A 24900-nucleotide genomic window follows, 5' to 3' on the forward strand; every position below is an offset into this window, starting at 1 on the left:
CATACTTTCCAAGCGAACCACGCCCCGATGAAGGGGAGAACGACGATGGCGAGCAAAAATAGTGTATCACCGTATGCCAATATCGTTCTCCATATTCATCGGACTTATTCATCATCCTCCGCAGCATCCAAGAGTTCCATATTAAGGCCAAGGCCTCGGACTTCTTTCACGAGAACGTTGAACGATTCTGGCACGCCAGCTTCAAAGTTGTCTTCGCCCTTAACGATGCTTTCGTAGACTTTCGTCCGGCCAGCCACGTCATCGGATTTCACAGTCAGCATCTCTTGCAGCGTGTATGCCGCGCCATATGCTTCGAGTGCCCAGACTTCCATTTCCCCGAAACGCTGACCACCGAACTGGGCTTTACCACCCAGCGGCTGTTGCGTGACCAAGGAGTATGGTCCTGTGGAACGTGCGTGGATCTTGTCATCGACAAGGTGGTGCAGTTTCAGCAGGTACTTAACGCCTACTGTAACCTTACGGGAGAATTGTTCACCCGTGCGGCCGTCAAACAGCACCGATTGACCAGATGTATCGAACCCTGCGCGTGTCAGCGCATCGTTGACGTCAGCTTCTTTCGCGCCGTCAAAGACTGGCGTTGCGATTGGAACACCACGTGTGACGTTGCCCGCGGCTTCGATCAGTTCATCGTCGGTCATGTCAGCCACGCCCTCAGAATAAACATCTTCACCGTAAGCAATCTTCATCGCTTCTTTCACAGGTGTCAGATCACCGTTGCGACGGTATTCACCGAGCGCTTCGTCAATCTCAAGGCCCAGACCGCGAGCGGCCCAACCCATGTGAGTTTCCAGAATCTGACCAACGTTCATACGTGATGGAACGCCGAGTGGGTTCAGACAGAAGTCGACAGGTGTGCCGTCTTGCAAGAACGGCATGTCTTCCATTGGGACTACCTTGGAAATAACACCTTTGTTCCCGTGACGACCCGCCATCTTATCGCCCGGCTGAAGCTTACGCTTCACCGCAACGAAGACTTTAACCATCTTCATCACGCCCGGTGGCAGATCATCGCCGCGGCGCACTTTTTCGACCTTATCTTCGAACCGTGCGTCGAGCAGTTTCTTCTGCGCTTCGTACTGTTCGTTCAGGGCTTCTACGATCTGTGCGTCGTCTTCTTCTTTCAGAGCCAGCTGCCACCAGTGGCTGCGTGGAAGCTCTTCGAGCATCGCGCCGTCGATTGTTGCGCCGGTTTTGATGCCTTTCGGGCCCTTCGCAACAGTCTTGCCTTCGATCATAGAACGCAGACGCGCGTAGATGTTACGATCAAGGATCGTCATCTCATCGTCGCGGTCACGTGCAAGACGTTCGACTTCTTCACGTTCGATCTGAAGCGCACGTTCGTCTTTTTCAACGCCGTGGCGGTTGAACACACGAACCTCAACGACCGTACCAAAATCACCCGGCTTAACGCGCAGGGATGTGTCACGAACGTCAGATGCTTTCTCACCAAAGATGGCGCGGAGAAGCTTTTCTTCCGGCGTCATCGGGCTTTCGCCCTTCGGTGTGATCTTACCAACGAGGATGTCACCCGGCTCAACTTCGGCGCCGATGTAAACGATACCTGCTTCGTCGAGGTTGCGCAGGGCTTCCTCACCGACGTTTGGAATATCGCGTGTGATTTCCTCTGGCCCAAGCTTGGTGTCACGTGCAGCGACTTCGAACTCTTCGATGTGGATCGAAGTGAAGACGTCGTCACGCACGATACGCTCGGAGATCAGAATGGAGTCTTCGTAGTTGTAGCCGTTCCAAGGCATAAACGCGACGACCACGTTTTTACCGAGAGCCAATTCACCGATGTCCGTGGATGGACCGTCAGCAATAACTTCGCCCTTAAGAACCGTGTCACCAACCTTCACCAATGGGCGCTGGTTGATACATGTGTTCTGGTTGGAACGCTGGAACTTGCGCATGCGGTAGATGTCAACGCCTGGATCACCAACCTCAAGGTCGGATGTAGCGCGAACAACGATACGTGTCGCATCAACTTGGTCGATGATACCGCCGCGTTTCGCCATGATCGCAGCGCCGGAATCCCGTGCGACCACTTCTTCGATACCGGTACCAACAAGCGGAGCTTCTGCCTGAAGCAGCGGAACCGCCTGACGCATCATGTTCGAACCCATCAAGGCACGGTTGGCGTCATCGTTTTCAAGGAACGGGATCAAGGAGGCCGCAACGGAGACCAACTGCTTTGGTGAAACGTCGATCAGATCAACAGATGAGTTCTGAGCGAGTGTGTATTCACCGTTCTGACGTGTGGACACGAGGTCGTTCACGAAAGACATGTCTTCGTTCAGGTTCGCGTTGGCCTGCGCCACTGTGTGACGCATTTCTTCGGTCGCGGACATGTAGTGAACTTCGTCCGTTACCTTGCCATCTGTGACAACGCGGTATGGTGTTTCGATGAAGCCATACTTGTTGACGCGGGCAAATGTTGCGAGCGAGTTGATCAGACCAATGTTCGGGCCTTCCGGTGTCTCAATCGGACACATACGACCGTAGTGCGTTGGGTGAACGTCACGAACCTCAAAGCCTGCACGTTCACGTGTCAGACCACCTGGCCCAAGCGCGGACAAGCGGCGCTTGTGCGTGACTTCGGACAACGGGTTGGTTTGGTCCATGAACTGAGACAGCTGCGAGGAACCGAAGAATTCACGAACCGCAGCAGCAGCTGGCTTCGCGTTGATCAGGTCCTGAGGCATCACTGTGTCGATTTCGACGCTGGACATACGCTCCTTGATGGCGCGCTCCATGCGAAGCAGACCAACACGGTACTGGTTTTCCATCAGCTCGCCAACGGAACGCACACGACGGTTACCAAGGTGGTCAATGTCGTCCACGTCGCCCTTGCCGTCGCGCAGTTCAACCAGCGCTTTGATGCAGGAAACGATGTCTTCTTTGCGCAATGTGCGCATTGTGTCTTCGGCATCCAAGGCAAGACGCATGTTCATCTTAACGCGACCAACTGCGGACAGGTCGTAACGCTCAGAGTCGAAGAACAGGCTGTCAAACAATGTGGAAGCGGCATCAACGGTGGGCGGCTCGCCCGGGCGCATAACGCGGTAGATGTCCATAAGCGCAGTTTCGCGACCCATGTTTTTGTCTGCCGCCATTGTGTTACGCATGTATGGGCCAACATTGACGTTATCGATGTCCAGAACTGGGATCGTTTTAACGCCAGCATCAACGAGTTCTTTCAGCGTACCGCCGATCAATTCGTCTGCTTTGTCGTACTCTAGCGTCAACTCGTCACCGGCTTCGACGTAAATCGCACCGGTTTCTTCGTTGATGATGTCTTCGGCTGCGAATTTGCCGACGATCTGCTCATAAGGAACGAGCAGCTCAGTGACCTCACCGGCGTCAATCAGAGCCTTAACGGCACGTGGAGTGACTTTCTTACCGGCTTCAGCAATCACTTCACCAGTCTTCGCATCGACAAGATCGAACGTCGGGCGCGTACCGCGCACGCGCTCTGGGAAGAACTTGGTTTTCCAAGCTTTCGCCTTCTTGTCGAATGTATAGTCAACCGTATCGTAGTAGGCGTTCATGATCGCCTCTTGGTCGAGACCAAGCGCGTACAGAAGCGTCGTTACCGGCAATTTGCGGCGACGGTCGATGCGGCAGAACACGAGGTCTTTGGCGTCGAATTCGAAATCCAACCAAGAGCCACGGTAAGGAATGATACGACATGCGAACAACAGCTTACCCGAGCTGTGTGTTTTACCCTTGTCGTGGTCAAAGAAAACGCCAGGTGAGCGGTGCATCTGGGAAACGATTACACGCTCAGTACCGTTCACAACGAACGTGCCGTTTGGCGTCATCAAAGGCATGTCGCCCATGAAAACGTCTTGTTCCTTGATGTCCTTAACCGACTTCGCGCCAGTGTCTTCATCCACATCAAACACGATCAGACGGAGAGTAACCTTAAGCGGTGCGGCATATGTCATGTCGCGCTGCTGGCACTCTTCAACGTCATACTTCGGCTTTTCGAGCTCGTACTTTACGAATTCGAGAACGGAAGTTTCGTTAAAGTCTTTAATTGGGAAGACCGACTGAAAAACACCTTTGATGCCTTCGCCGTCAAGCGGCGTGTCACTGTCGCCTGAGCGCAGGAACAGATCATAGGATGATTTCTGAACCTCAATGAGGTTCGGCATGTCGAGGACTTCGCGGATTTTTCCGTAGTATTTACGGAGACGTTTCTGACCGAGGAACGTTTGCGCCATTTGGTTGGACACCTTTCAAATTCTCACCGGCGCACGAACAGTTGGGCGACTGCACGGGCGACCATACGAGACGACAAAAAAGGGGTCCATTCTCGCCACGCGACCCATTGCGCAGCTCTCGACCCCATATCCTGCCTTGGAAAACACCCCGAAACTTCAGGAGGCTTACCAAGGTAGGCCTGCTCAAAACGCTTTGCCGGCCCCTGAAAACAAACGGTTTTTAGGGGGTGAAGTGGCTCCATGCTTCAAGACAGAAAGAGCGGCCCCGAATCAATCGAAGCCGCGTGAACCTGCTAAATAGGTTGTGATTAAGGAAATGACAAGAGGCCGAACGCCATCGTGCGCCAGACATCGTGCGCCGATTTCCTTCTCCTAATCTTGGGACAAAGAGCACCCAAGGTCAAGAAAAAGCGCATATGGGACCAGTATGGGTCCGGTATGGTTACGATATGGTTATGAGCCGGAACGCCTGTTTTGGGGCTGATTAACCCGCTGACGTCACGATGGCACCCTCAAGACAGGAGAGCACCATGCGTGAAGCGAACCCAAAACAGATGACAAAAACAGACCTCAAACATTGGGGGCTGGGCGTCGATGCCATGAAGATGATGGACTACGAGCTGATGGGGTTCCTGCACGAAACCCGCGCCCTGCCCCGCGACTGGGACAAGATTTGGGAGGATCAGGACAAACGAGACCCCAAACGCAAGAAGGTGACGATTTCACTGGATGATGACGTGGTGCGGTTCTTCAAAGGCCTCGGCCCCGGGTATCAACCCCGCATGAACCGCGTGCTGCGGGCGTTCATGCATTTCCGGCTGGCGAAGCTGATCGAAGGGCCGGACACGATGGATTACATTTTGCGCCCCGACGCGGTGCTGGAAAAAGCCCGGATGCAACCGAAGTGGGGCGATACGCAGGTGATGTTGGAGGAGTGAAGGGGGAGCTCGAGATTCAGGCCGAGGTAAATTTAGTGCCCTTGCCGATCGGCAAAATAAACATACCATTTGCATTATTTTGACGCTGGAGCACGATCTTGTCCCACTGCCACAGAATAGTTGCCGCTTGCTCGTTTATCTTTTGCTTCTGGACCGTTTTGGCAAGGTAAAACGCAACAACCCCAGATCGCAAGATCGCTGCTTTTTCAGGAGGCCGTTTAGCGTTCCTCAGGTCTTTACTTATTACTACCCAGTCTTCTTCTTTTGCCAGTTCAGAAAAATACTCGACATCCCCGATATTTACAGGGAACTTGTCTTTCAGCGCGAACGCTTCATGGCCTGATCTAGCAATCACTTCGTTTAAAGCTCTTGCGATTGCAGGCGGCATGTTATGATCAAACAGAACTTTTACCACTGGCCTGATCTAATTGCCTCTCATAATTGATTGCGTCTTTAATTAGTGCTTTCGGTACCTCGTAAATTTCCGAAAGATAGGAAAAGTTCTCAAATGACTGAAATTCAGAGTATAGGGTTTCGGTTGAAACACCATATTCATCCAAAATAGGTGTTCCAAACTGCCGTTTTGGGTCAATAACAATAGTATCTGTGCGAGCCGGCCGCCAGCGCGCAACATGGCCGCGATCATATTCTAGGTTTTTCAATGAAGGCAAAACTACCTTGGCGAAAACTTTTTGCCCAGGGTACCTTTTTGACAGACTGACTAACTCACCGTCATTCTCGATTGCTTGCATCAATATCTGCGAGCCGTCCGTTTGAAATTTCTTCGATGAAAGCGGTTTTTCAATATCAAACGTCTCTTGAGCAAAGGCAATCGCATAGCGGATAGCCTGCATTGTAATTCCCGCCCGACGCAAAGCCCTCACAACACGTAGTTCTACCAGATCCGCAAAACTAAGTTCGGCTGTGTCATCTATTTCCTGATAGTATGCATTCCACAATGGTTCAGATGGCCCACTTCCTCGCGTCCAGCGCCTCACGTCTTGGGGCGAACCGCCAATCAGTCTGGCAGCTTGCCGCGGCGTGTAAATGCCTCGGCCTAGAATTTCAAAGTCTAATGGCAAGGGACCTCCGATAGAGCGCTTTTCCTCTTTAAGGAAATTCTTACGCGAGTTCCGCATCGAAGAAATTCGAATTGGTCACCAGTGTTGTACGAACTCACACAAAAAAAATACATGGCGAATTTCAGGAAACCATATTTTTTTGAACGGCTCGCTTGAAGTCCGAAGAACCACGCCCTTAATAAGCCGCGCCATCGCTGCCCCGAACGGAAACACCAGTCGTTTCAGTCTCGCAGTTTATGGTTGCCACGATTCTCTTTGATTTTAAGACAGAGCACGGGCGGCAAAATCGCTGCACCGTCAAACCGAAGGTTTGCTTCTAGCAAAACGGGGCGGGTTAGCAATGGGTCGGCGGCTAGGCTTTGTCTCCGGCCTTGTTGCGGCGGCCGACAAATGGGGGGCAACCCAAACAAAAAACGGCGGCCCCGAAGGACCGCCGTTTCCGTATACCAAAAAGGTATGCTCCGAAGAGAAGGGCTTAGGCCACTTCGACTTCGGCGCCAGCTGCTTCCAGCTTGCCTTTGATGTCTTCTGCTTCAGCTTTATCAACGCCTTCTTTGATCTTGCCGCCAGCTTCTACGAGGTCTTTAGCTTCTTTCAAGCCAAGACCAGTGATGCCGCGAACTTCTTTGATCACGTTGATTTTGGACGCGCCTGCGTTCTTGAGAACGACGTCAAATTCAGTCTTCTCTTCTGCTGCTGCGCCGCCAGCGTCGCCGCCGCCAGCAACCATTACTGCGCCACCGGCAGCTGGTTCGATGCCATACTCGTCTTTGAGGATGGTTTTCAGTTCTTGTGCTTCGAGAAGTGTCAGACCGACGATCTCTTCAGCAAGTTTTTTCAGATCAGCCATTTGCTTTTCCATTTCTAAGTTTGTGTTCCAACGACAGGGGGTATTCCCTACGTCAGCCATTCAAGTTGCTTCAGGCAGCTTTCTCTTCGATCGTTGAGAGAACGCTCGCGATGTTGGAAGCAGGCGCGCCAATTGCGCCGGCGATGTTGGAGGCAGGTGCACCGATGCAGCCCACGATGGAAGCAATAAGCTCCTCACGGGATGGCATTTCGGACACTGCTTTAACACCAGCGACGTCAAGTGCCGTCTCACCCATAGCGCCGCCAAGGATAACGAGCTTGTCGTTTTCTTTGGCAAACGTCTGAGCAACCTTGGCCGCAGCCACAGGATCCTCAGAATAAGTAAGAACGGTCATGCCTGTCAGGTGATCCGCGATGCTTGCGCATGGCTTACCTTCAAGGGCAATTTTGGCGAGCTTGTTTTTGGCAACGCGTACAGATGCGTCGACTTCACGTGCACGGGCACGCAGGTCTTGCATCTCAGCAACTGTCAGGCCTTCGTAGTGGGATACCACAACGACGCCAGAGCTTTCAAAGATTTGGCCGAGATCTTCGACCAATTGTTCTTTTTGTGCTCTATCCACAGTTTCACTCCAAATATGGGGCTTGGGAAGAATTCCGGCCCCGGCTCAAGTTTGCTTGACCCTTGCGGGCCAAACGTAGAAGTCCTCGAATTTAACGGGGTTGAGCCGATCAGGAGTGGAACTCATAGAGAGCGCCAGTAAATCTCGGTCTTTCCCGCCTCAGGCAGGATTTATGGTCTAGGACCACCCACCGTCTCGGACGAATGCACGCCCCGACGAATCAAGGCATATGTGCAGGAGTGCGTTTAGAGAGGTTGAGCCCGTTTGTGAAGAGGCTTCAAAGATTACGTCTGCACAATTTCCTTGGGGAGACGAGACATAAATACCGCCACAACCAAAAGAACTGACGCAACCATCATTTCCCCACCATCTTCAAGAATCGCGACGACTTCCAACAAGTTCCAACTCCCTCCACGTCCTGATTGGCGCACAATCCCGTGGAGCAGGTCCATTACGACACCAAAAAAGGCCAAACTTAGGATCAAGTATACCAGACGGCGTGGCCAGATCCGTGCTTTGGGCGGTGACGATTGATGGCTGAGGGCGAGCGTCCCAAAAACCAGAAAGGCCAGCAACGCCATCCCGATTAGCGATGCATAGTCTTGAGCCCGAAGGTAGTACGCATTTTCGAAAGGTAGAAGCGGCCCAATGGCCCGTCCTATGCTTTCGTGAATCTCACCGGAATCGTCTATTAACAAAATTAGGAATACGAGGGCTGCCAAACCTAACCATTTTTCGCCATGTTTTCTTGCCGCGATCGCCAACACAAGGCTCGCAACGACCCATTTCAAATAGATATAGATACTTGGGATACTCCAAGGTGGGCCAAGCGCGAAGGCAGATTTGCCCGCCAGTTGATCGGGGTTCCGCCAAATGACCGACAGTACAATAAGCAAAACGTCAAAGGCCAACAGCACGACCAAAAGCCAATATGCCATACGTCGACAGGCGGTTTCTTGGCTCTGTTCTGTCACCTTCTTCACCTCGGCATTTCGTGATCCATTCTCTCAAGCCGTGGTCGAACGACTAAAAATTCAATCTTTCCCTATCACGATGACATGGCAAAACTTGGGTAGGTTCGCCCAAAGAAAAAGGCGCCCCATGCGAGGCGCCTTTCTTATAGTGCAATAGACCTTGCAGGTCTTGGGATTAGTTCCCAGTCGCGTTGTCGACGTTCAGTGTAACACCTGGGCCCATTGTCGAAGTCAAAGAGATCTTCTTCATGTATGTGCCTTTGGTGCCAGATGGCTTTGCCTTCTGGACCGCATCAACGAAGGCCAGAACGTTCTCTTCGAGCTTTGCAGCAGTGAAGGACGCTTTGCCAACACCGGCGTGAACCACACCGGCTTTTTCGACTTTGAACTGAACTTCGCCGCCCTTAGCAGCTTCAACAGCGTCTTTGACGTCCATTGTCACTGTGCCAACTTTTGGGTTTGGCATCAGGTTGCGTGGGCCCAGAACCTTACCAAGACGACCAACGATTGGCATCATGTCAGGTGTCGCGATGCAGCGATCGAATTCGATCTTGCCGGACTGAACTGTTTCCATCAGGTCTTCTGCGCCAACGATGTCAGCGCCTGCAGCCTTAGCTTCGTCAGCTTTGTCACCACGAGCGAAGACAGCAACGCGCATAGTTTTGCCTGTGCCGTTTGGCAGAGCAACTTTGCCGCGAACCATCTGGTCTGCGTGACGTGGGTCAACACCAAGAACAACTGCGATTTCGATAGTTTCATCGAATTTCGCTTTTGCGTTGTCTTTAACCAAAGCAACAGCTTCGGATACAGTGACGAGCTCTTTGCCTGCGAATGCTTCGCGGGCGGCGGTTGTGCGTTTTCCGAGTTTTGCCATCTTACTTAACCTCGATGCCCATTGACCGAGCGGAGCCCAGAATGATTTTCATTGCGCCTTCGATGTCGTTTGCGTTGAGGTCCTTCATTTTGGCCTCTGCAATTTCACGAACTTGCTTGGTTGTGACAGTACCAACAGTTTCACGGGACGGAGTTTTCGCGCCGGATTTCACTTTGGCAGCCTTCTTGAGGAAATAGGACGCTGGTGGCGTCTTGATATCCATAGAGAAGGATTTGTCTTGGTAATATGTGATTACCGTTGGGCATGGGGCACCTGGCTCAAGGTCAGCTGTCTTAGCGTTGAACGCTTTACAGAATTCCATGATGTTGATGCCGCGTTGACCCAATGCAGGGCCAACAGGTGGGGATGGGTTGGCTTGGCCAGCTGCAACTTGCAGCTTCATAGTGCCAGCGACTTTTTTAGCCATGAGGCTTCTCCTTTTGTCCGGTTACGGGACGCGTTCCAGTAACCTTTGTGGATGTGGTCTGGTCTGTCGCACGCGTGCGACTCGCCTCCCACATGGGATGTCGGATATCCGACAAGCTGCTCCATTAGCGGGGGTTAGAGATTCTTGCAAGAGAGATGTCGACAAGTGCGGTGTCAGACCCGCAAATGCTGCGGCAAAACGCCCTCTGACCGCCGTAGAGGTAACTAAAGTGACAAAATTCCCATTTAGCTATCTCCAAACCCGTGCTCTTTCTGTATGGCACTAGGCAGAAAACAACATAAGCAGGCATATGGACAAGAATTCAGAGGGGCTTAGCCCCGCAACGCCCCCCCGCTCCGGTCAGGAATGGGTTAGAACCCTCGCACTCTACCGCACGCCCAACGCCTTGCGCAGCTGGTTCGAGCTCGCGGTCACGATTGGTCCTTTCATTGCCCTTTGGGCCCTCGCATGGTGGAGCCTATCTTATAGTTACTGGGCAGCCTTTGCGATTTCGATGATAAACGGGGCGTTCTTGTTGCGCCTATTTTGCATCCAGCACGATTGCGGACACGGTGCGTTTTTTAACAGCCGAAGCCTAAGTGACTGGACTGGCCGCGTGTTGGGTGTGTTGACGTTGACGCCTTATGACGTTTGGCGCCGGACCCATTCCATACACCACGGCGCATCTGGCAACCTTGATCGCCGTGGGATTGGCGACGTCTACACAATGACAGTCGCTGAATACGCTGCGTTGTCCCCAATGGGAAAGCTGCAGTACCGTATGTACCGGAACCCCGTCGTTTTGTTTGGCTTGGCTCCGGGCTACCTTTTCCTGCTGCAGAACCGCCTGCCATTTGGTTTGATGAACAGCGTTAAATACTGGATCAGCGCAATGGCGACCAATGCGGCGTCCATCGTGGCGCTCGGCATCATCCTGTATTTCGGTGGCTTGGCTCCGATCCTTCTTGTGTTCCTGCCTTCGACGCTGTTGGCAGCGACGGCAGGCATGTGGCTGTTTTACGTACAGCACCAGTTTGAAGATACCCACTGGGACGTCGAAGAAGACTGGCAAGTTCATGACGCCGCCCTGCAAGGAAGCTCCCACTACGTGATGCCGTCCGTGCTACAATGGTTGAGCGCCAACATCGGTATCCACCACGTGCATCACATCTACGCACGTATTCCGTTCTACCGCTTGCCCGAAGTGCTGCGCGACCACAAAGAACTCGCAGAGGGCAACCGCATGACCATTGGCGAAAGTTTTCGCAATGCCCGCCTGAAACTGTGGGACGAGAAAACAAAGCAACTCATTTCGTTTTCACAAGTGCGTACCCTAGAACGCTAGGAATAACTTAACGGTTAACGCAAAACGCCGCCCCAATTGGGGCGGCGTTTTTCATTCGACAATTAAGGTTTCGCAGATTTAGCCCTGCTTCGTAACCTGCGTGAATTCCAACTCGACCGGTGTTTCGCGGCCAAAGATGGACACTGTAACCTTAAGACGCTGGTTCTCGTCATCGACCTCTTCGACCATACCGTCGAAGTCTTCGAACGGACCGTCGTTGACTTTGATCTTCTCGCCGATCTCGAAGTTGATAAGCGTACGTGGCGCTTCCTGACCTTCTTCAACACGACCGAGGATCTGCTGGACTTCGGCATCCCGCATCGGCATCGGACGACCCTGTGGGCCCAAGAAACCAGTAACGCGGTTGATGGAGTTGATCAGGTGGTAGCCCTCATCGGACATTTCCATGTGAACCAGAACGTAACCAGGCATGAAGCGGCGCTCAGCGGTGACTTTCTTACCGCGGCGAACCTCGATGACTTCTTCAGTTGGCACCAGAACTTCTGTGATCTGATCGTCCAAACCTTGCTCTTCGGCTGTCGTGCGGATCGTTTCCGCAATCTTCTTTTCGAAGTTCGACAACACGGAAACCGAATACCAACGCTGTGCCATTTTATCTGTCCTTTTTGATCCGAACGAGACCGCTGAAGAGTCCCGGAAATAAAAGCGGCGTGCAACTCATCCGTTGCACGCCATCTAAACTTGGGGATTCTCTACCGCGCAGAGCGCGACACTTCAAGGGGCAGCAACGATTTGCGCCCTAGAAAGCGTTGAGCACGCCTTCGAGGCCAGACCGGATGATCAGGTCAACCAGCGTAAAGAACAACGCCATAACGGCAGCCATGATCAACACCATCACAGTGGTCAACACCACTTCGCGGCGGCTGGGCCACACAACTTTGCCGATTTCGGCACGGGTCTGCTGAATAAATTGAACTGGATTGGTTCGGGCCATGGTCTGTCCTTTTAAGGCGGAAACGCCAATTTCTTAGCTGGATAGGCAGGTAACCGTCTTTGCCAGTCGTTTCAACCCTTCAGAGGGTCCGCCGGCGGATGCAACACTGTCACACCGTCTAATTGTTCGATCCGTGCCATTTGGGTGGCATAAACTTCGGCCGCGCGGCGTAGGATCGACGCATTATACAGCTGGAACTGCTTGTGGTGATCACCCACGGGATAAGCACGACGTGCATCGCGCGCCAAGTTACCGACTTGCCCTTCGCTTGCGGCCTCAATCGTCTTTTGGACTGCGGTCACAGACAGCCCCTGATGCACGCGATTGTGGATTGGTTCAATCCGACTGCTATCGTCCCACCGCAACATGCGGCAAAGCACCTGCGGTAAGACCTGCTCATAGTCTTCCTGACGCCAAATATAGATCTGGCCAACTCTCGTAACGCTGCGCAACCGTTCTACATATTCTGCCCAATCGATCTCACGCCAATCATTGCGCAACCGATATTGTCGTGGGCGCACATGGACCCCTCCGAACATCGCCTGTGAATAGGCAGACGCGAGATATGCAGCAGGATCACGCACAGCTAGAAACAGGTCTACAGGAATTGGCGACCACTTCTCGACCACCTCAGTGAGACGTTGGGCCGCTGCAGGATAGAGCGGCCTAACAACCCGTCCCCGACTATCGGCGAGATTGCCGACAAAGTTCTCTTCGCTCAGCAAAAGGTGTTTTCGGGTCTTGGTCAAAAACTGCAGTTGTTGTTTCGGTGTCCGGCGTGGTGTCGGGCTTTCTGACCACGATGTGTCGAACATCGCCGCAAGATTTCGCCCCCGCATGCGTAAATATCGCGGGCCGAACAATCGGATGCCTTCGTCCGCCAAAAGACCGCGATTCTTATACAGGACATTCTGGAGGTGGGACGAGGCGGTTTTATGCGCGCCAATATGAAACGAGATCGTTTGCGGTAAAGTGTGCAAGGTTTTCTCCCGTTTAACGCATCTTTAGCGCGCGAAATCGGCGGTGGCTTGGCAGGGGCTGAGGGTCTCGAACCCACGACCTACGGTTTTGGAGACCGTCGCTCTACCAACTGAGCTAAACCCCTAAGCCGAGCGTTGAAATAGCGAGGCCTTCCGCACTTGGCAACAGCAAACGTCACTCATTGTCATGCTTTGCGCCAGTCAATGTGCTGAGTGTGCCAAAAGACTGCCGAATAATCTCATCCGTTGTCTTGAAGCGAAAGCCAGATCCGCCGCCCGGAAACACGCTTTCGAAGGGCAGTTCGACGGCGATATCCACGTCATCCGGCTTTGACGGCCTTGGACTAGGGCGCTGCGTTGTAGCCGCAATAGCTGTGGTGCCTTGGGGCTTGAAGGTCCCCCATGGCGATACTTCGGTAGGTTGTGATACCGGTGATGCCTTCTGGCTCGGTTGTTGTGCTTGCGCTGCGGCCCGTTCACGGTTCTTCGCTTGCGCGGCATTGCGTTTCGCAGCGTCCGCCTTACCAAGAAACATCCGCAAGCCTCCGATCAAGGCAAGAAATGCAGCAATTCCCGCGAGCGCTACCGCCACGGCCATCGTTTCATCTGCACGCTCAAAGATGTAACCTCGCCGGTTCCCCATGAACGGCTCGATTACAAGGACACCCGTCGATCGCGGTACGCCCATACGCGCAAGCCCCGCATCGACATCAGCTGCCCAAACTTGGTTACGGCTTAGCTGCCCATTGATTGCGACGGAAATGTTTTCACCCGTCGTTTGGGCGGCCAAGTAGCGTTCCAACTGTTGAAGCGAGTCGGGCTCGACGACCAGCACAGCCGCAACTCCCTGCCCTTCGTCGTCGGCAAGCAGGACAAACAAGCGCTCTGACCCGCCCACATCAATTTGACCGATAGGGAGATCGGAAAAATAAAGTCCTTCGATATGAACCTCGCCATAAGACGTCACGTCTTGCGGGGTCCAATCTGACAGCCGTGTCGCAGCCGGCACGTTGTCAGAACCTTGGTTTTCCGCTTCCAATCTGGCGAAAAGGTGATTTTCATATTCACTGTAAGCGAGGCTTCCGACCCATATCGCGAGCGCGATGTAGACAACCCACGGCAATTTAAACAGCCAGCGTAAATACCAAGGTAGAAACATCTTAAGCATTACAAGTCAGTCCGTTGCGCATGAAGAAGCACCTTTAGATCACCGCCGCAAATGGCGGCTTCGTTTTGGACAATGACATCAATTGGCCAGTCCCACCAAGCGATTTCCAGAAGCTTTGCACAAGTCGCATCATCAAAGCGCCGACGGAGCGGTTTGGCGGGGTTTCCCGCAACAATCGTGTAGGGTGGGATGTGTCCCGACACGACCGACTTCGCGCCGATGATACAACCTGACCCAATATCGGCACCGGGCAATATCGTCGCCCCCTGCCCGATCCAAACGTCGTCTCCGATAGATGTATCCGGCCCTGCGTCAGGCATCGATGGGCGTTTGCGATCCATATCAAGGAAGACTGCAAACGGAAAACTGCTGAACCCGTCGTAACGATGATTGGCCGAGGAAGTGATGAACGTCACACCATCCGCGATCTGACAAAACTTACCGATGCGCAACACCTCGGGGCTTTGCGGATAGAGGTAGGGTGCCAGATGAAAGGCCCAATCCTGCGGAGGCACGTGGGCGCTGGCATATGTGTAATCGCCGACCTGTATGTTCGGGTTGGTAATGGCCGCACTTAAAAAGACGGTACCTTTGTGCAGCGTACCGTCGGGCAGGATGACAGGATAAAGCGTATCAGGAGATGGAAACGGGCGTGGAGGAAGTGGGGCCATGATGGGCCTCCTTTGTTCAATGTTGAAATAGGAACATGGATCAAAGGTGAATTGTCATCGCTGCCTCCTGTCGCTCGACCAAAGGATAGCGACAGGTCGCGATAAATCAAAGCCCCCACACAAAAAGGCCCCCGCATTTCTGCGGGGGCCTTCTTTATTCGTTCAACCGTTCGCGGTCATCCACTCTCGTGAACTTTCTTACAGAAAGGCACTGCGTGGGTACCCGCTGAGGTGCGTTCGGGCCGAGGCCCGAGCCGCCCCTTAGTCGAGGATTTTGGATACAACGCCGGAACCGACTGTGCGGCCGCCTTCGCGGATCGCAAAGCGCAGGCCTTCTTCCATCGCGATTGGTGCGATGAGCTCAGCGGAGAACTTCAGGTTGTCGCCTGGCATAACCATTTCTGTGCCCTCAGGAAGAACAACAGTGCCTGTTACGTCAGTTGTGCGGAAGTAGAACTGTGGACGGTAGTTCGCGAAGAATGGCGTGTGACGGCCGCCTTCGTCTTTGGTCAAGATGTAGACCTCAGCTTCGAACTTTGTGTGTGGGTTCACGGAACCTGGCTTACACAGAACCTGACCACGCTCAACGCCTTCACGGTCAACGCCGCGCAGCAATGCGCCGATGTTGTCACCAGCTTCACCGCGGTCAAGCAGCTTGCGGAACATTTCAACACCAGTACAGGTTGTTTTGGATGTGTCGCGGATACCAACGATTTCGATTTCGTCGCCAACGTTGATCACGCCACGCTCAACACGGCCTGTTACAACTGTACCACGGCCAGAGATCGAGAACACGTCCTCAACTGGCATCAGGAACGGCTGGTCAACAGCACGTGCAGGTGTCGGGATGAACTCGTCAACAGCAGCCATCAAAGCGCGGATGGAGTTTTCGCCGATTTCTGGGTCACGGTCTTCCATAGCAGCCAGAGCAGAGCCCGGGATCACTGGAATGTCGTCGCCGTTGTAGTCGTAAGAAGACAACAGTTCACGGATTTCCATTTCGACGAGCTCAAGAAGCTCTTCGTCGTCAACCTGGTCAACTTTGTTCATGTAGACAACCATCTCAGGAATACCAACCTGACGGCCAAGCAGGATGTGCTCGCGTGTCTGTGGCATTGGGCCGTCAGCTGCGTTCACAACCAAGATCGCGCCGTCCATCTGAGCAGCACCAGTGATCATGTTTTTCACGTAGTCAGCGTGACCTGGGCAGTCAACGTGCGCGTAGTGGCGGTTCTCTGTTTCGTACTCAACGTGCGCTGTGGAAATCGTGATACCACGTGCTTTTTCTTCTGGCGCGCCGTCAATCTGGTCGTACGCTTGGAAGTCACCGAAATACTTGGTGATCGCCGCTGTCAGTGTCGTCTTGCCGTGGTCAACGTGGCCGATTGTGCCGATGTTAACGTGCGGTTTATTACGTTCAAACTTTTCCTTAGCCATGATCTAGGCGCCTTGTCATTCGGGGGCACATAAGCGTGCCCTGTTCAACATCGCGGGCGATGTAATTCGGAATGACTGGGAAATCAAGTGTGAGTTACAAAGCGGCCTAATTCACAACCAAGTCTGCGGGTGGTTCCTGCTCAGGCACGATGAGCTCCGGATTGTCCTCAAGCACGTTGCCCTGGATGATCGTCGCGTCCTCTTCCAGAACCTCAGGAACGCCACCGAACCAATCCGCATTTTCGCGCATGGTGCGTTCGATTGCGCGGGCTGCATTGAATGACAAGCCTTCCATCTGAGCCTCAGCGTCCCGCGTAAAACCGGACCCCAGCAAAGGAACCGTGCAGCACGGTTCAAATACCGTGATCTGAATGGCTTCGTCATTAAGCTTTGTCTGGGTGGAATCCTCAAAGAAGTTCACGGAGAAGATCAGGACGGATTTTGGAGAATAGACAAGCGGCACTCCGGGGTAAGCCAATACATAGGCTTCTACGGCAACGCCAATATGGAAGTACTTATCGCCGAAATAGCGCGCCTCTCCGAAACGATCATCAACGGCAGCAACCATAGCCGCTTGCCATTCATCGTCCGTGATCGTGCGCGAAAACGGGCCAAGCACAGGTTCATTTACGACTGCGATGTTGTGGCCAAGGCGAAAGGTGCCGATTGGATCGGGAGTTTCAGTCAGGTCGTCACGAATACCACCACAGGCTGTCAAAACGATCAGCCCCATCAAAGCCACAAAAATCCGCATGCCATTCCCTTTGGTTAATAGCTTATGCCTATCGCAAGGACCGCGATCTCGCAATCAATTGCAGATGATAGCCAAGTTTGCCCCAGCGATAGACCGCTTATGTAAACGTGTTGTCCCTTGGGAAGCCGCGCGGCGCCATACGGCCCGTGCCCGCGCGTTTTGCGGTCCACTCGGCCAGTTCGGTTTCGGTGCGGGTACGTCCCGCTGGGTCAAGCCAGCTGAGACCATCCTCGAGAGTGAACGTTGTCGCGTCTGACAATCCGCCGTCTTTGTATTTCTGAAGACGGACACCCTTGCCGCGGCCCATTTCAGGCAATTCTTCGAGAGGGAACAACAGAACCTTGCGGTTTTCACCGACGCAAGCAACGTGATCACCATTTACCGTTGAACAGACTTTAGCCCGCACGTCGCCTTTGACGTTCAAGACCTGTTTGCCTGCACGCGTCTGTGCGATCACGTCATTTTCAGGCACGACGAAACCATCACCTGCGGAAGACGCCACGAGAAGTTTATTACCCGGCTGGTGAATGAACAGCGCCGTGATTTCAGCCTCATTCGGCAGATCCACCATCAAACGCAACGGTTCGCCCATGCCGCGCCCCCCCGGAAGAGTGGAAGCGCCGAGGGTGTAGAACCGCCCGTTGCTGCCAAACACCAGCAAGCGGTCGGTGGTTTGGGCGTGGAAGATGAAACGGCCCTCGTCGCCGTCTTTGAATTTCAACTCGCGGGACAGATCGATGTGACCTGTCATTGCGCGAATCCAACCCATCTTGGAACAGACAACTGTGATCGGTTCTTTGTCGATCATCGCCTCAAGTGGAACGTCCTCGACTTCGCCGGCTTCGGCAAAAGTCGTGCGGCGTGCCCCGCCTTCCACGCCGGACCCGAACAATTTGCGAGTTTCGCGCAATTGTTCTGCGATGGATTTCCACTGCAGGTCTTCGCTGTCCAGCAAGTCCTCTAGCCCAGCGCGTTCGAGCATCAACTCGTCCCGTTCTTTTACGAGAGCTTCTTCCTCAAGGCGGCGCAAGCTACGCAAACGCATGTTAAGGATGGCTTCAGCTTGCACGTCAGACAAGCCGTTTTCACGACCAGCATATGACGACGGAACTTTGCGTTCGCTGTCTTCTGCCCATGTCGGGGCGATCGCATCTTCGTCTACAAGCAGTGACAGGCTAGACACATCAACACCCGCAAGTGGTGACTTATAATCAGCCTCGGTCATGGCGCGCGGGATAGCAGATTGGTGCGCTGTGCTCCAATCCTCATACATCAGTGCCGCCTTTGGGTCGTCATCATAACGAATGATGTCGATCACGCGGTCCAGATTTAGGAAGGCGGTGATCAGGCCGGACAGAACCTCAAGGCGGTTGTCGATCTTGGCGACACGGTACCGAGAACGGCGGATCAACACATCGCGACGGTGATCAAGGAAGGCGCGCAGTACTTCTTTGAGGCTACAGACCTTAGGCGTCAGACCGTCGATCAGCACGTTCATGTTGAGGCTAAACCGCGTTTCCAGATCAGAGTTACGGTAGAGCATGCCCATCAGGACTTCCACATCGACGTTCTTGGATTTCGGTTCCAGAACGATGCGAATGTCATCGGCGGATTCATCACGCACATCTGCTAGAATCGGAATCTTTTTGGTCTGGATAACCTCGGCCAGCTTTTCGATCAGCTTGGATTTTTGCACCTGATAGGGAATCTCGGTGACGATGACCTGCCACTGCCCACGACCCAGGTCCTCAACCTCATACTTACACCGCAGACGAAAGCCGCCTTTACCGGTGCGGTAAGCCTCGGCGATGTTTTCTTTTGGTTCGACGATTACGCCGCCCGTCGGAAAATCCGGGCCCGGAATGTATTCGAGCAGCGTTTCATCCCGTGCATTTGGCGCTTTGATCAGATGTAAACACGCGCCGATCAGTTCTTCGAGGTTATGGGGCGGGATGTTCGTTGCCATCCCTACGGCAATCCCGCTTGAGCCATTCGCCAAGAGGTTCGGGAAGGTTGCAGGCAGAACGGAAGGTTCTTCAAGGCGGCCATCGTAGTTAGGGCGAAAATCGACAACATTTTCGCCAAGCCCCTCAAGCATCGCCTCTGCGGCAGCTGTCATCCGTGCTTCTGTATATCGCGCGGCCGCAGGGTTATCGCCATCGATGTTACCAAAGTTACCTTGGCCATCAACCAGCGGATAGCGCACGTTAAAGTCCTGCGCGAGACGCGCCATCGCGTCGTAAATCGCAGCATCACCGTGAGGGTGGAAATCCCCCATCGTGTCGCCGCTGATCTTGGCTGACTTCAGAAAACCGCCCTTCGGCGAAAGCTTCAGTCGTGACATGGCATAAAGAATTCTGCGGTGAACGGGCTTTAGCCCATCCCGTGCATCTGGCAGCGCGCGGTGCATAATTGTCGACAGCGCGTAAGTTAGATACCTCTCACCCAGCGCGCGGCGCAGGGTTTCGGTCGGGTTCATCTTGGGGTCAATCGTGTCATCGCTCATAGATCGTGTGTACCTAAGCCGCATATGCGCGACAACGGTGAAATAAGACGCGGTTGCGGAATTTTTCCCCGCAATATTCCCAAATAAGCCCATGACGAATCCATCACGAATTTGTTAACGTGCCTTCAGTGAATGGTACTCATGAATCTCTGGGGGGTTCTTTTATGAAAAGCTATGTATGGCTGACGTTCGGGTTTATGGGCTGGGCCTATTACGAAATGTCTGGCGGATCAGAATTTTTACCGGTCGAAATCGAAACTGCGGCGACTGTGATCCAAGAGGACCAAGGTCCTGAGATCGTTACCCGTTCAAACAGCCCGACATTGCTGGCTGTGTCTACCTCGAACATTTCTTCATCTATCGAAGTTAACGAAGCCGTTGCTGCCGCCACTGCTTTGGACGCTACTGAGGACGATCAACCAACAGTGGTTCTTGCTGCGGCGCCCGTTTTTGAACCAAAACTCGACATCCGGGAAGTTATGGGATCACGCGTGAATATGCGTATGGGGCCTGGGACTGACTTTGACGTCATCACAACATTGAACCCCGGCACCGAGCTGGAAGTTCTAGAAGTGAACGCAGACGGATGGGCCAACGTAGCGACGGTTGGTCTAGGCATCGAGGGTTGGATGGCAGCACGCCTGCTGACCGAGCCAAAAATCTAATTGCCGCTGGCGTCCGCACAATGCATGACGTCAGCATGACAAAATCTATTCTTATCACCGGTTGCTCATCTGGCATTGGGTATGACGCGGCGCACGGGATGCGCGACGCGGGTTGGCGTGTCTTTGCGTCCTGCCGCCAACAGGCCGATTGTGCCCGCTTGATCGCGGAAGGGTTTGAAAGCCCCCTGTTAGATTACAACGACTCCGCAACTTTGGAATCCGGCCTAGCTGAAGTTTTGGCAGCAACGGGCGGAACGTTGGATGCGTTGTTCAACAACGGCGGGTTCGGAACCCCTGGTGCAGCCGAAGATTTGCCGCGAGACGCGCTGCGGGCCAACTTTGAGACCAATGTTTTCGGTGTCCACGATCTGACCACTCGGGTCATTCCAGTCATGCGCGCCCAAGGACATGGACGGATCGTCAACCACTCCTCTGTGCTGGGGCTCGTCGCGATGCGATGGCGGTCTGCCTATAACGCGACAAAATTTGCGCTTGAAGGCCTGACCGACACGCTGCGCCTTGAGATGGCGGACACCGACATCAAGATCGTGACGATGAACACGGGACCGGTGACATCTGACATTCGCAAGAAGTCCATTCCGCATTTCGAAAAGTGGATCGATTGGGAAAACTCACCCCGACGTGCGCAGTACGAATCCACCCTTCGCAAGCGCCTTTATGAGGATAGCGGACCTGATAAATTCGAGCTTCCGGCATCTGCCGTGACAGCCAAACTGCTTACCGCCGTCACGCACCCCAATCCAAAACCGCGATATTACGTCACAACCCCGACCTATTTGATGGGGTTTTTCAGGCGAATACTGCCGACGCGCGCGCTCGACTGGATTCTTCGCAAAGGCTGACCCTTCCCTTTCGCCGCGCACATGTTAGCTGTCTTCGGCACCTAAAAGGAGTAAGACCATGGTCAACGATCCGTTCTTTTACGTTATTATAGCGGCCTGCCTTGTTGTGGCTGTGATCCTTGCGTGGGGGCTGTCTACGTTTCAGGCTGGTAGCGACGGCAAGCGATCCAACAAAATCATGCAACTTCGTATTGCGGCGCAGTTCGTTGCCGTGGTCCTTATCGTGGCCTTCGCCTACTTCAAAAGCAAAGGGAGCTAACCGATGGTCGTACTAAACAAGATCTACACCAAAACGGGTGATTCAGGTGAAACAGCTTTGGGCAACGGCAACCGCGTCGCCAAGAACTCCGCGCGGGTGAATGCCTACGGAACCGTCGATGAAACCAATTCAATCGTTGGGTTGGCGCGCCTTCATTCAGACGGCGAATTGGATGCGCAGCTGGCGATGATTCAGAACGATCTCTTCGATCTCGGGGCAGACCTGTGTCGTCCCGACATGAAGAGTGACGCGGACGCGGAATACCCGCCGCTTCGGATGGCTGACGCCCAAGTCGCGCGGCTGGAAACAGAAATCGACGCCATGACGGCAGTATTGGAACCGTTGCGAAGCTTCATCTTACCCGGCGGGTCAGCATTGGCCGCACATTTGCACCAATGCCGCACCGTGTCGCGACGCGCTGAACGACTTGCCGTAGAATTGTCCGCTATAGAGACGGTAAATCCTGCTGCTGTAAAATACCTGAATCGGCTTTCGGATTGGTTTTTTGCGGCGTCTCGTATCGCCAACAACGGCGGCAAAGACGATGTGCTGTGGGTTCCGGGTGCCAACCGCTAATTTCGAGTTGCGGCGCTAACATTCTTGACAGTGTGAAAAAATTAGGCGTTTTTTCACAAACGCGACGTCAGGAATACGACCTGCGTCGATTCTGACCTATTCCCATGCTGACGACTAAGGTATTGGGGACAAAGAATTGAACCGAAGCGTGAAAGCGCTCACTTTTGGAGAAGTCGCCGATGAAGGTCCTCGTACCCGTCAAACGCGTGATCGATTACAACGTGAAAGTTCGTGTAAAAGCGGATGGTAGCGGTGTTGATCTCGCCAATGTCAAAATGTCCATGAACCCTTTCGATGAGATTGCTGTCGAAGAAGCAATCCGCCTGAAAGAAGCTGGCAAAGCCGAAGAAATCATCGCCGTTTCCATCGGCGTGAAACAGTCCCAAGAAACGTTGCGCACAGCGCTGGCGATGGGTGCTGACCGCGCGATTCTAGTTGTGGCATCCGAAGACGTTCACAACGATATCGAACCACTTGCTGTTGCGAAGATCCTTAAGGGCATCATCGACGAAGAACAGCCGGGCCTCGTGCTTGCTGGTAAGCAGGCGATCGATAACGACATGAACGCGACCGGCCAAATGTTGGCTGCGCTGACAGGATGGGCGCAGGGCACATTCGCATCCGAGCTGGATGTCGATGGCGAAACTGCGACAGTCACTCGTGAAGTCGACGGCGGCTTGCAGACGATCAAGATCAAGATGCCTGCCATCGTGACTGTCGACCTTCGTTTGAACGAACCTCGTTACGCGTCTTTGCCAAACATCATGAAGGCGAAAAAGAAGCCTTTGGATGAAAAGACACCTGCGGACTACGGCGTCGACACTGCACCGCGTTTGGAAGTCGTTAAGACAGTCGAACCTGAGTCCCGTGCCGCTGGTATTATCGTCGGCTCTGTCGACGAACTGATCGAAAAACTCAAAGAAGCGGGGGCTGTGTAATGGCTGTTCTTCTATTTGCTGAAGTAACCGATGGCGCGTTGAATATGGACGCGACTGCAAAAGCAATGACCGCTGCAAAGATGCTCGGCGACGTGACGATCCTGTGCGCAGGCGCAACAGCCAAAGCAGCTGCGGACGAGGCAGCCACTTTGGGCGCCGCAAAGGTTTTGCTGGCTGAGGATGATGCGTTGGCACACCGCCTTGCGGAATCTACTGCGGACCTCATCGTTTCACTGGCTGGCGATTACGATCACATCGTTGCTCCTGCGACGACAGACGCCAAGAACGTCATGCCACGTGTGGCTGCGATGTTGGACGTTATGGTGATTTCAGATGCGTCCGGTGTTGTTGACGGCGACACTTTCGAGCGTCCGATCTATGCGGGTAACGCGATCCAGACGATCAAATCCTCTGACGCGAAAAAAGTGATCACTTTCCGGACGTCTACGTTTGACGCTGCCGAAGCTTCTGGGTCCGCCGCTGTTGAAGCAGTTGCCGTTCCAGGTGGCACCGGTTTGTCCGAGTGGGTTGAAGACAAGGTTGCCGAGTCTGACCGCCCAGAGCTTACATCTGCTGGTGTTGTTGTATCCGGTGGTCGTGGCGTTGGGTCCGAGGACGACTTCAAACTGATCGAAGGTCTGGCTGACAAACTGGGTGCCGCCGTTGGCGCGTCCCGTGCTGCGGTTGATTCCGGTTATGCCCCGAACGATTGGCAAGTTGGTCAAACAGGCAAAGTTGTTGCACCGGACCTTTATGTTGCTGTCGGCATTTCCGGTGCGATCCAGCACCTTGCTGGTATGAAGGACTCCAAGGTTATCGTCGCGATCAACAAAGACGAAGAAGCGCCAATCTTTCAGGTTGCCGACTTCGGACTGGTCGCTGACCTGTTTGATGCCGTTCCTGAGCTGACTGAAAAGTTGGGTTAAGCCGACGAGGCTCAAACCCCATTAAATTGCAGAAAGGCCCGCCCGTTAGTGGCGGGCCTTTCTCGTTCAACTCAAGCAACCCATCAGCGGTCCACGCAATGCCTTGGCGACCGCTGCGTGAGTTTTCGGCCCCATCGCTTCCTTGGCACTAAGAGCGTCGAGCGGAGCGTAGCACTTTCCATCGTGTCCATCGTCCTCGACGGTGACCACAACGATCTGAGAAATGTAATCGCGCAGCGCTGCAACCATCTTCTTCGTTACAAGAGAGCCTTCGGTATCCTTTTGATGAAGCCATAGCAGCACAACGGCCCCGCTAGAGCGCCCGATAAGGGTCTTCATGCGGCGAATCCACGTCCGCTGAAGGTGCTCTTTCACCAGTTCAAAACGCTTTTCATCTTCGGCGCGAAGGCGTGCTATTAAGTGACCCGTAAAAGCGATCTCGGTGAAATCGACCTCGGGGAACAGCAGCTTCAGCTTGTCGGTCGGACCAACAAAACGATCGTTTCGGCGCGGGTGCACCTTGTAAAACGAGTTACTTATATTTGCGGCATTCAGAACCTGAATGATTGTCGCGACTGCGTCATGACATAATGATTGGACCGCCGTGTCATTCAGAAAGACATCTGGCCCCGCGGATTGAAAGCCAAGGTTTATACAGACCTCGCCAATCTCGGTCTCGACCTTATCTGGGTAAGGCGTGCGAATATACTTCGCAAAGGTTTCCGACCCGCCTAAGAAGGCAACGAAACGCCCGTCGGTTGGTCGCATCGGTCCGCGAAACGGTAGTTTTGACAAGCCGTAGTGACACGGCGCTAGGCGCAATGCGCCCCTTGGTTTTATATCGGATTTCATGGGTCCCACCCTTCTAAATTTTCACTCACC

General features: G+C 53.7%; 25 protein-coding genes and 1 tRNA gene. 8 read left to right on the top strand and 18 right to left on the bottom strand.

The genetic code is table 11. The features are described from left to right. Positions 1-104 precede the first annotated feature (104 nt). Complete coding sequence (rpoB, locus tag L0666_RS11940; protein ID WP_235261593.1) at positions 105-4247, bottom strand: DNA-directed RNA polymerase subunit beta; 4143 nt, start codon at positions 4245-4247, stop codon at positions 105-107. A gap of 530 nt (positions 4248-4777) precedes the next feature. Here rpoB and L0666_RS11945 point away from each other — a divergent pair. After that, positions 4778-5185, top strand: a complete 408-nt coding sequence (locus L0666_RS11945) for a BrnA antitoxin family protein (RefSeq protein WP_235261594.1) — start codon at positions 4778-4780, stop codon at positions 5183-5185. A 16-nt stretch (positions 5186-5201) separates the two neighbouring features. On the opposite strand, the gene L0666_RS11950 is transcribed toward L0666_RS11945, so the two are convergent. The 7 genes from L0666_RS11950 to rplK all read right to left on the bottom strand — a co-directional run bounded on the left by L0666_RS11950 (position 5202) and on the right by rplK (position 9975). After that, positions 5202-5573: a PIN-like domain-containing protein gene (locus tag L0666_RS11950; protein ID WP_235261595.1), complete on the bottom strand. Its 372-nt coding sequence runs from the start codon at positions 5571-5573 to the stop codon at positions 5202-5204. Between the two features lie 7 nt (positions 5574-5580). Continuing rightward, entirely contained in the window at positions 5581-6267 is a 687-nt protein-coding gene (locus tag L0666_RS11955; protein WP_235261596.1) for a hypothetical protein, read from the bottom strand. A gap of 475 nt (positions 6268-6742) precedes the next feature. Beyond that, on the bottom strand, positions 6743-7117 hold the full coding sequence (gene rplL, locus L0666_RS11960) for a 50S ribosomal protein L7/L12 (protein WP_235261597.1): 375 nt from the start codon (positions 7115-7117) through the stop codon (positions 6743-6745). Positions 7118-7187: 70 nt separating this feature from the next. Beyond that, entirely contained in the window at positions 7188-7700 is a 513-nt protein-coding gene (gene rplJ, locus L0666_RS11965) for a 50S ribosomal protein L10 (RefSeq protein ID WP_235261598.1), read from the bottom strand. A 284-nt stretch (positions 7701-7984) separates the two neighbouring features. Then, positions 7985-8674: a hypothetical protein gene (locus L0666_RS11970; protein WP_235261599.1), complete on the bottom strand. Its 690-nt coding sequence runs from the start codon at positions 8672-8674 to the stop codon at positions 7985-7987. Positions 8675-8849: 175 nt separating this feature from the next. Further along, positions 8850-9548 carry a 50S ribosomal protein L1 gene (gene rplA / locus L0666_RS11975; RefSeq protein WP_235261600.1) on the bottom strand — a complete coding sequence of 233 codons (699 nt, stop codon included), beginning with the start codon at positions 9546-9548 and terminating at the stop codon, positions 8850-8852. Position 9549: 1 nt separating this feature from the next. Continuing rightward, complete coding sequence (gene rplK, locus L0666_RS11980) at positions 9550-9975, bottom strand: 50S ribosomal protein L11 (RefSeq protein ID WP_235261601.1); 426 nt, start codon at positions 9973-9975, stop codon at positions 9550-9552. A gap of 310 nt (positions 9976-10285) precedes the next feature. Here rplK and L0666_RS11985 point away from each other — a divergent pair, with 310 nt between their 5' ends. Then, positions 10286-11320, top strand: coding sequence for a fatty acid desaturase (locus L0666_RS11985; protein WP_235261602.1), 1035 nt, complete (start codon positions 10286-10288; stop codon positions 11318-11320). A gap of 78 nt (positions 11321-11398) precedes the next feature. Here the strand turns inward: L0666_RS11985 and nusG are convergent, their stop codons facing one another. The 9 genes from nusG to L0666_RS12030 form a co-directional block, all read right to left on the bottom strand. Next, the gene (nusG, locus tag L0666_RS11990; RefSeq protein WP_235261603.1) at positions 11399-11932 is read right to left on the bottom strand and encodes a transcription termination/antitermination protein NusG; all 534 of its coding nucleotides are present in this window, start codon (positions 11930-11932) and stop codon (positions 11399-11401) included. 148 nt (positions 11933-12080) lie between these two features. Beyond that, complete coding sequence (secE, locus tag L0666_RS11995; RefSeq protein ID WP_235261604.1) at positions 12081-12275, bottom strand: preprotein translocase subunit SecE; 195 nt, start codon at positions 12273-12275, stop codon at positions 12081-12083. 71 nt (positions 12276-12346) lie between these two features. Further along, positions 12347-13255: a hypothetical protein gene (locus L0666_RS12000; RefSeq protein WP_235261605.1), complete on the bottom strand. Its 909-nt coding sequence runs from the start codon at positions 13253-13255 to the stop codon at positions 12347-12349. 49 nt (positions 13256-13304) lie between these two features. Continuing rightward, a tRNA-Trp gene (locus L0666_RS12005) sits at positions 13305-13380 on the bottom strand. Between the two features lie 50 nt (positions 13381-13430). Then, on the bottom strand, positions 13431-14423 hold the full coding sequence (locus tag L0666_RS12010) for a hypothetical protein (protein WP_235261606.1): 993 nt from the start codon (positions 14421-14423) through the stop codon (positions 13431-13433). Further along, the gene (locus L0666_RS12015) at positions 14423-15094 is read right to left on the bottom strand and encodes a CatB-related O-acetyltransferase (RefSeq protein WP_235261607.1); all 672 of its coding nucleotides are present in this window, start codon (positions 15092-15094) and stop codon (positions 14423-14425) included. Before L0666_RS12015 ends, L0666_RS12010 begins: the two co-directional genes overlap by 1 nt. A 261-nt stretch (positions 15095-15355) precedes the next feature. After that, the gene (gene tuf / locus L0666_RS12020) at positions 15356-16531 is read right to left on the bottom strand and encodes an elongation factor Tu (protein ID WP_235261587.1); all 1176 of its coding nucleotides are present in this window, start codon (positions 16529-16531) and stop codon (positions 15356-15358) included. Positions 16532-16637: 106 nt separating this feature from the next. Further along, a complete protein-coding gene (locus tag L0666_RS12025) occupies positions 16638-17285 on the bottom strand; it encodes a hypothetical protein (RefSeq protein ID WP_235261608.1) in 648 nt (215 codons plus the stop codon). A gap of 97 nt (positions 17286-17382) precedes the next feature. Next, positions 17383-19791, bottom strand: coding sequence for a DNA topoisomerase IV subunit A (locus tag L0666_RS12030; protein WP_235261609.1), 2409 nt, complete (start codon positions 19789-19791; stop codon positions 17383-17385). A gap of 164 nt (positions 19792-19955) precedes the next feature. Here L0666_RS12030 and L0666_RS12035 point away from each other — a divergent pair, with 164 nt between their 5' ends. The 6 genes from L0666_RS12035 to L0666_RS12060 all read left to right on the top strand — a co-directional run bounded on the left by L0666_RS12035 (position 19956) and on the right by L0666_RS12060 (position 24018). Continuing rightward, positions 19956-20456, top strand: coding sequence for an SH3 domain-containing protein (locus tag L0666_RS12035; RefSeq protein ID WP_235261610.1), 501 nt, complete (start codon positions 19956-19958; stop codon positions 20454-20456). A gap of 35 nt (positions 20457-20491) precedes the next feature. After that, positions 20492-21319 carry an SDR family NAD(P)-dependent oxidoreductase gene (locus tag L0666_RS12040; RefSeq protein WP_235261611.1) on the top strand — a complete coding sequence of 276 codons (828 nt, stop codon included), beginning with the start codon at positions 20492-20494 and terminating at the stop codon, positions 21317-21319. Between the two features lie 58 nt (positions 21320-21377). Further along, a complete protein-coding gene (locus tag L0666_RS12045) occupies positions 21378-21578 on the top strand; it encodes a twin transmembrane helix small protein (RefSeq protein WP_235261612.1) in 201 nt (66 codons plus the stop codon). Between the two features lie 3 nt (positions 21579-21581). Beyond that, positions 21582-22154: a cob(I)yrinic acid a,c-diamide adenosyltransferase gene (locus L0666_RS12050; protein WP_235261613.1), complete on the top strand. Its 573-nt coding sequence runs from the start codon at positions 21582-21584 to the stop codon at positions 22152-22154. Positions 22155-22333: 179 nt separating this feature from the next. Next, a complete protein-coding gene (locus L0666_RS12055; RefSeq protein WP_235261614.1) occupies positions 22334-23092 on the top strand; it encodes an electron transfer flavoprotein subunit beta/FixA family protein in 759 nt (252 codons plus the stop codon). Further along, on the top strand, positions 23092-24018 hold the full coding sequence (locus L0666_RS12060) for an electron transfer flavoprotein subunit alpha/FixB family protein (protein WP_235261615.1): 927 nt from the start codon (positions 23092-23094) through the stop codon (positions 24016-24018). Before L0666_RS12055 ends, L0666_RS12060 begins: the two co-directional genes overlap by 1 nt. Positions 24019-24084: 66 nt before the next feature. On the opposite strand, the gene L0666_RS12065 is transcribed toward L0666_RS12060, so the two are convergent. Beyond that, positions 24085-24870 carry a DUF6473 family protein gene (locus L0666_RS12065; RefSeq protein ID WP_235261616.1) on the bottom strand — a complete coding sequence of 262 codons (786 nt, stop codon included), beginning with the start codon at positions 24868-24870 and terminating at the stop codon, positions 24085-24087. Positions 24871-24900: the final 30 nt, after the last annotated feature.

The organism is Octadecabacter algicola, from assembly GCF_021532625.1.
GTDB classification, from domain to species: domain Bacteria; phylum Pseudomonadota; class Alphaproteobacteria; order Rhodobacterales; family Rhodobacteraceae; genus Octadecabacter; species Octadecabacter algicola.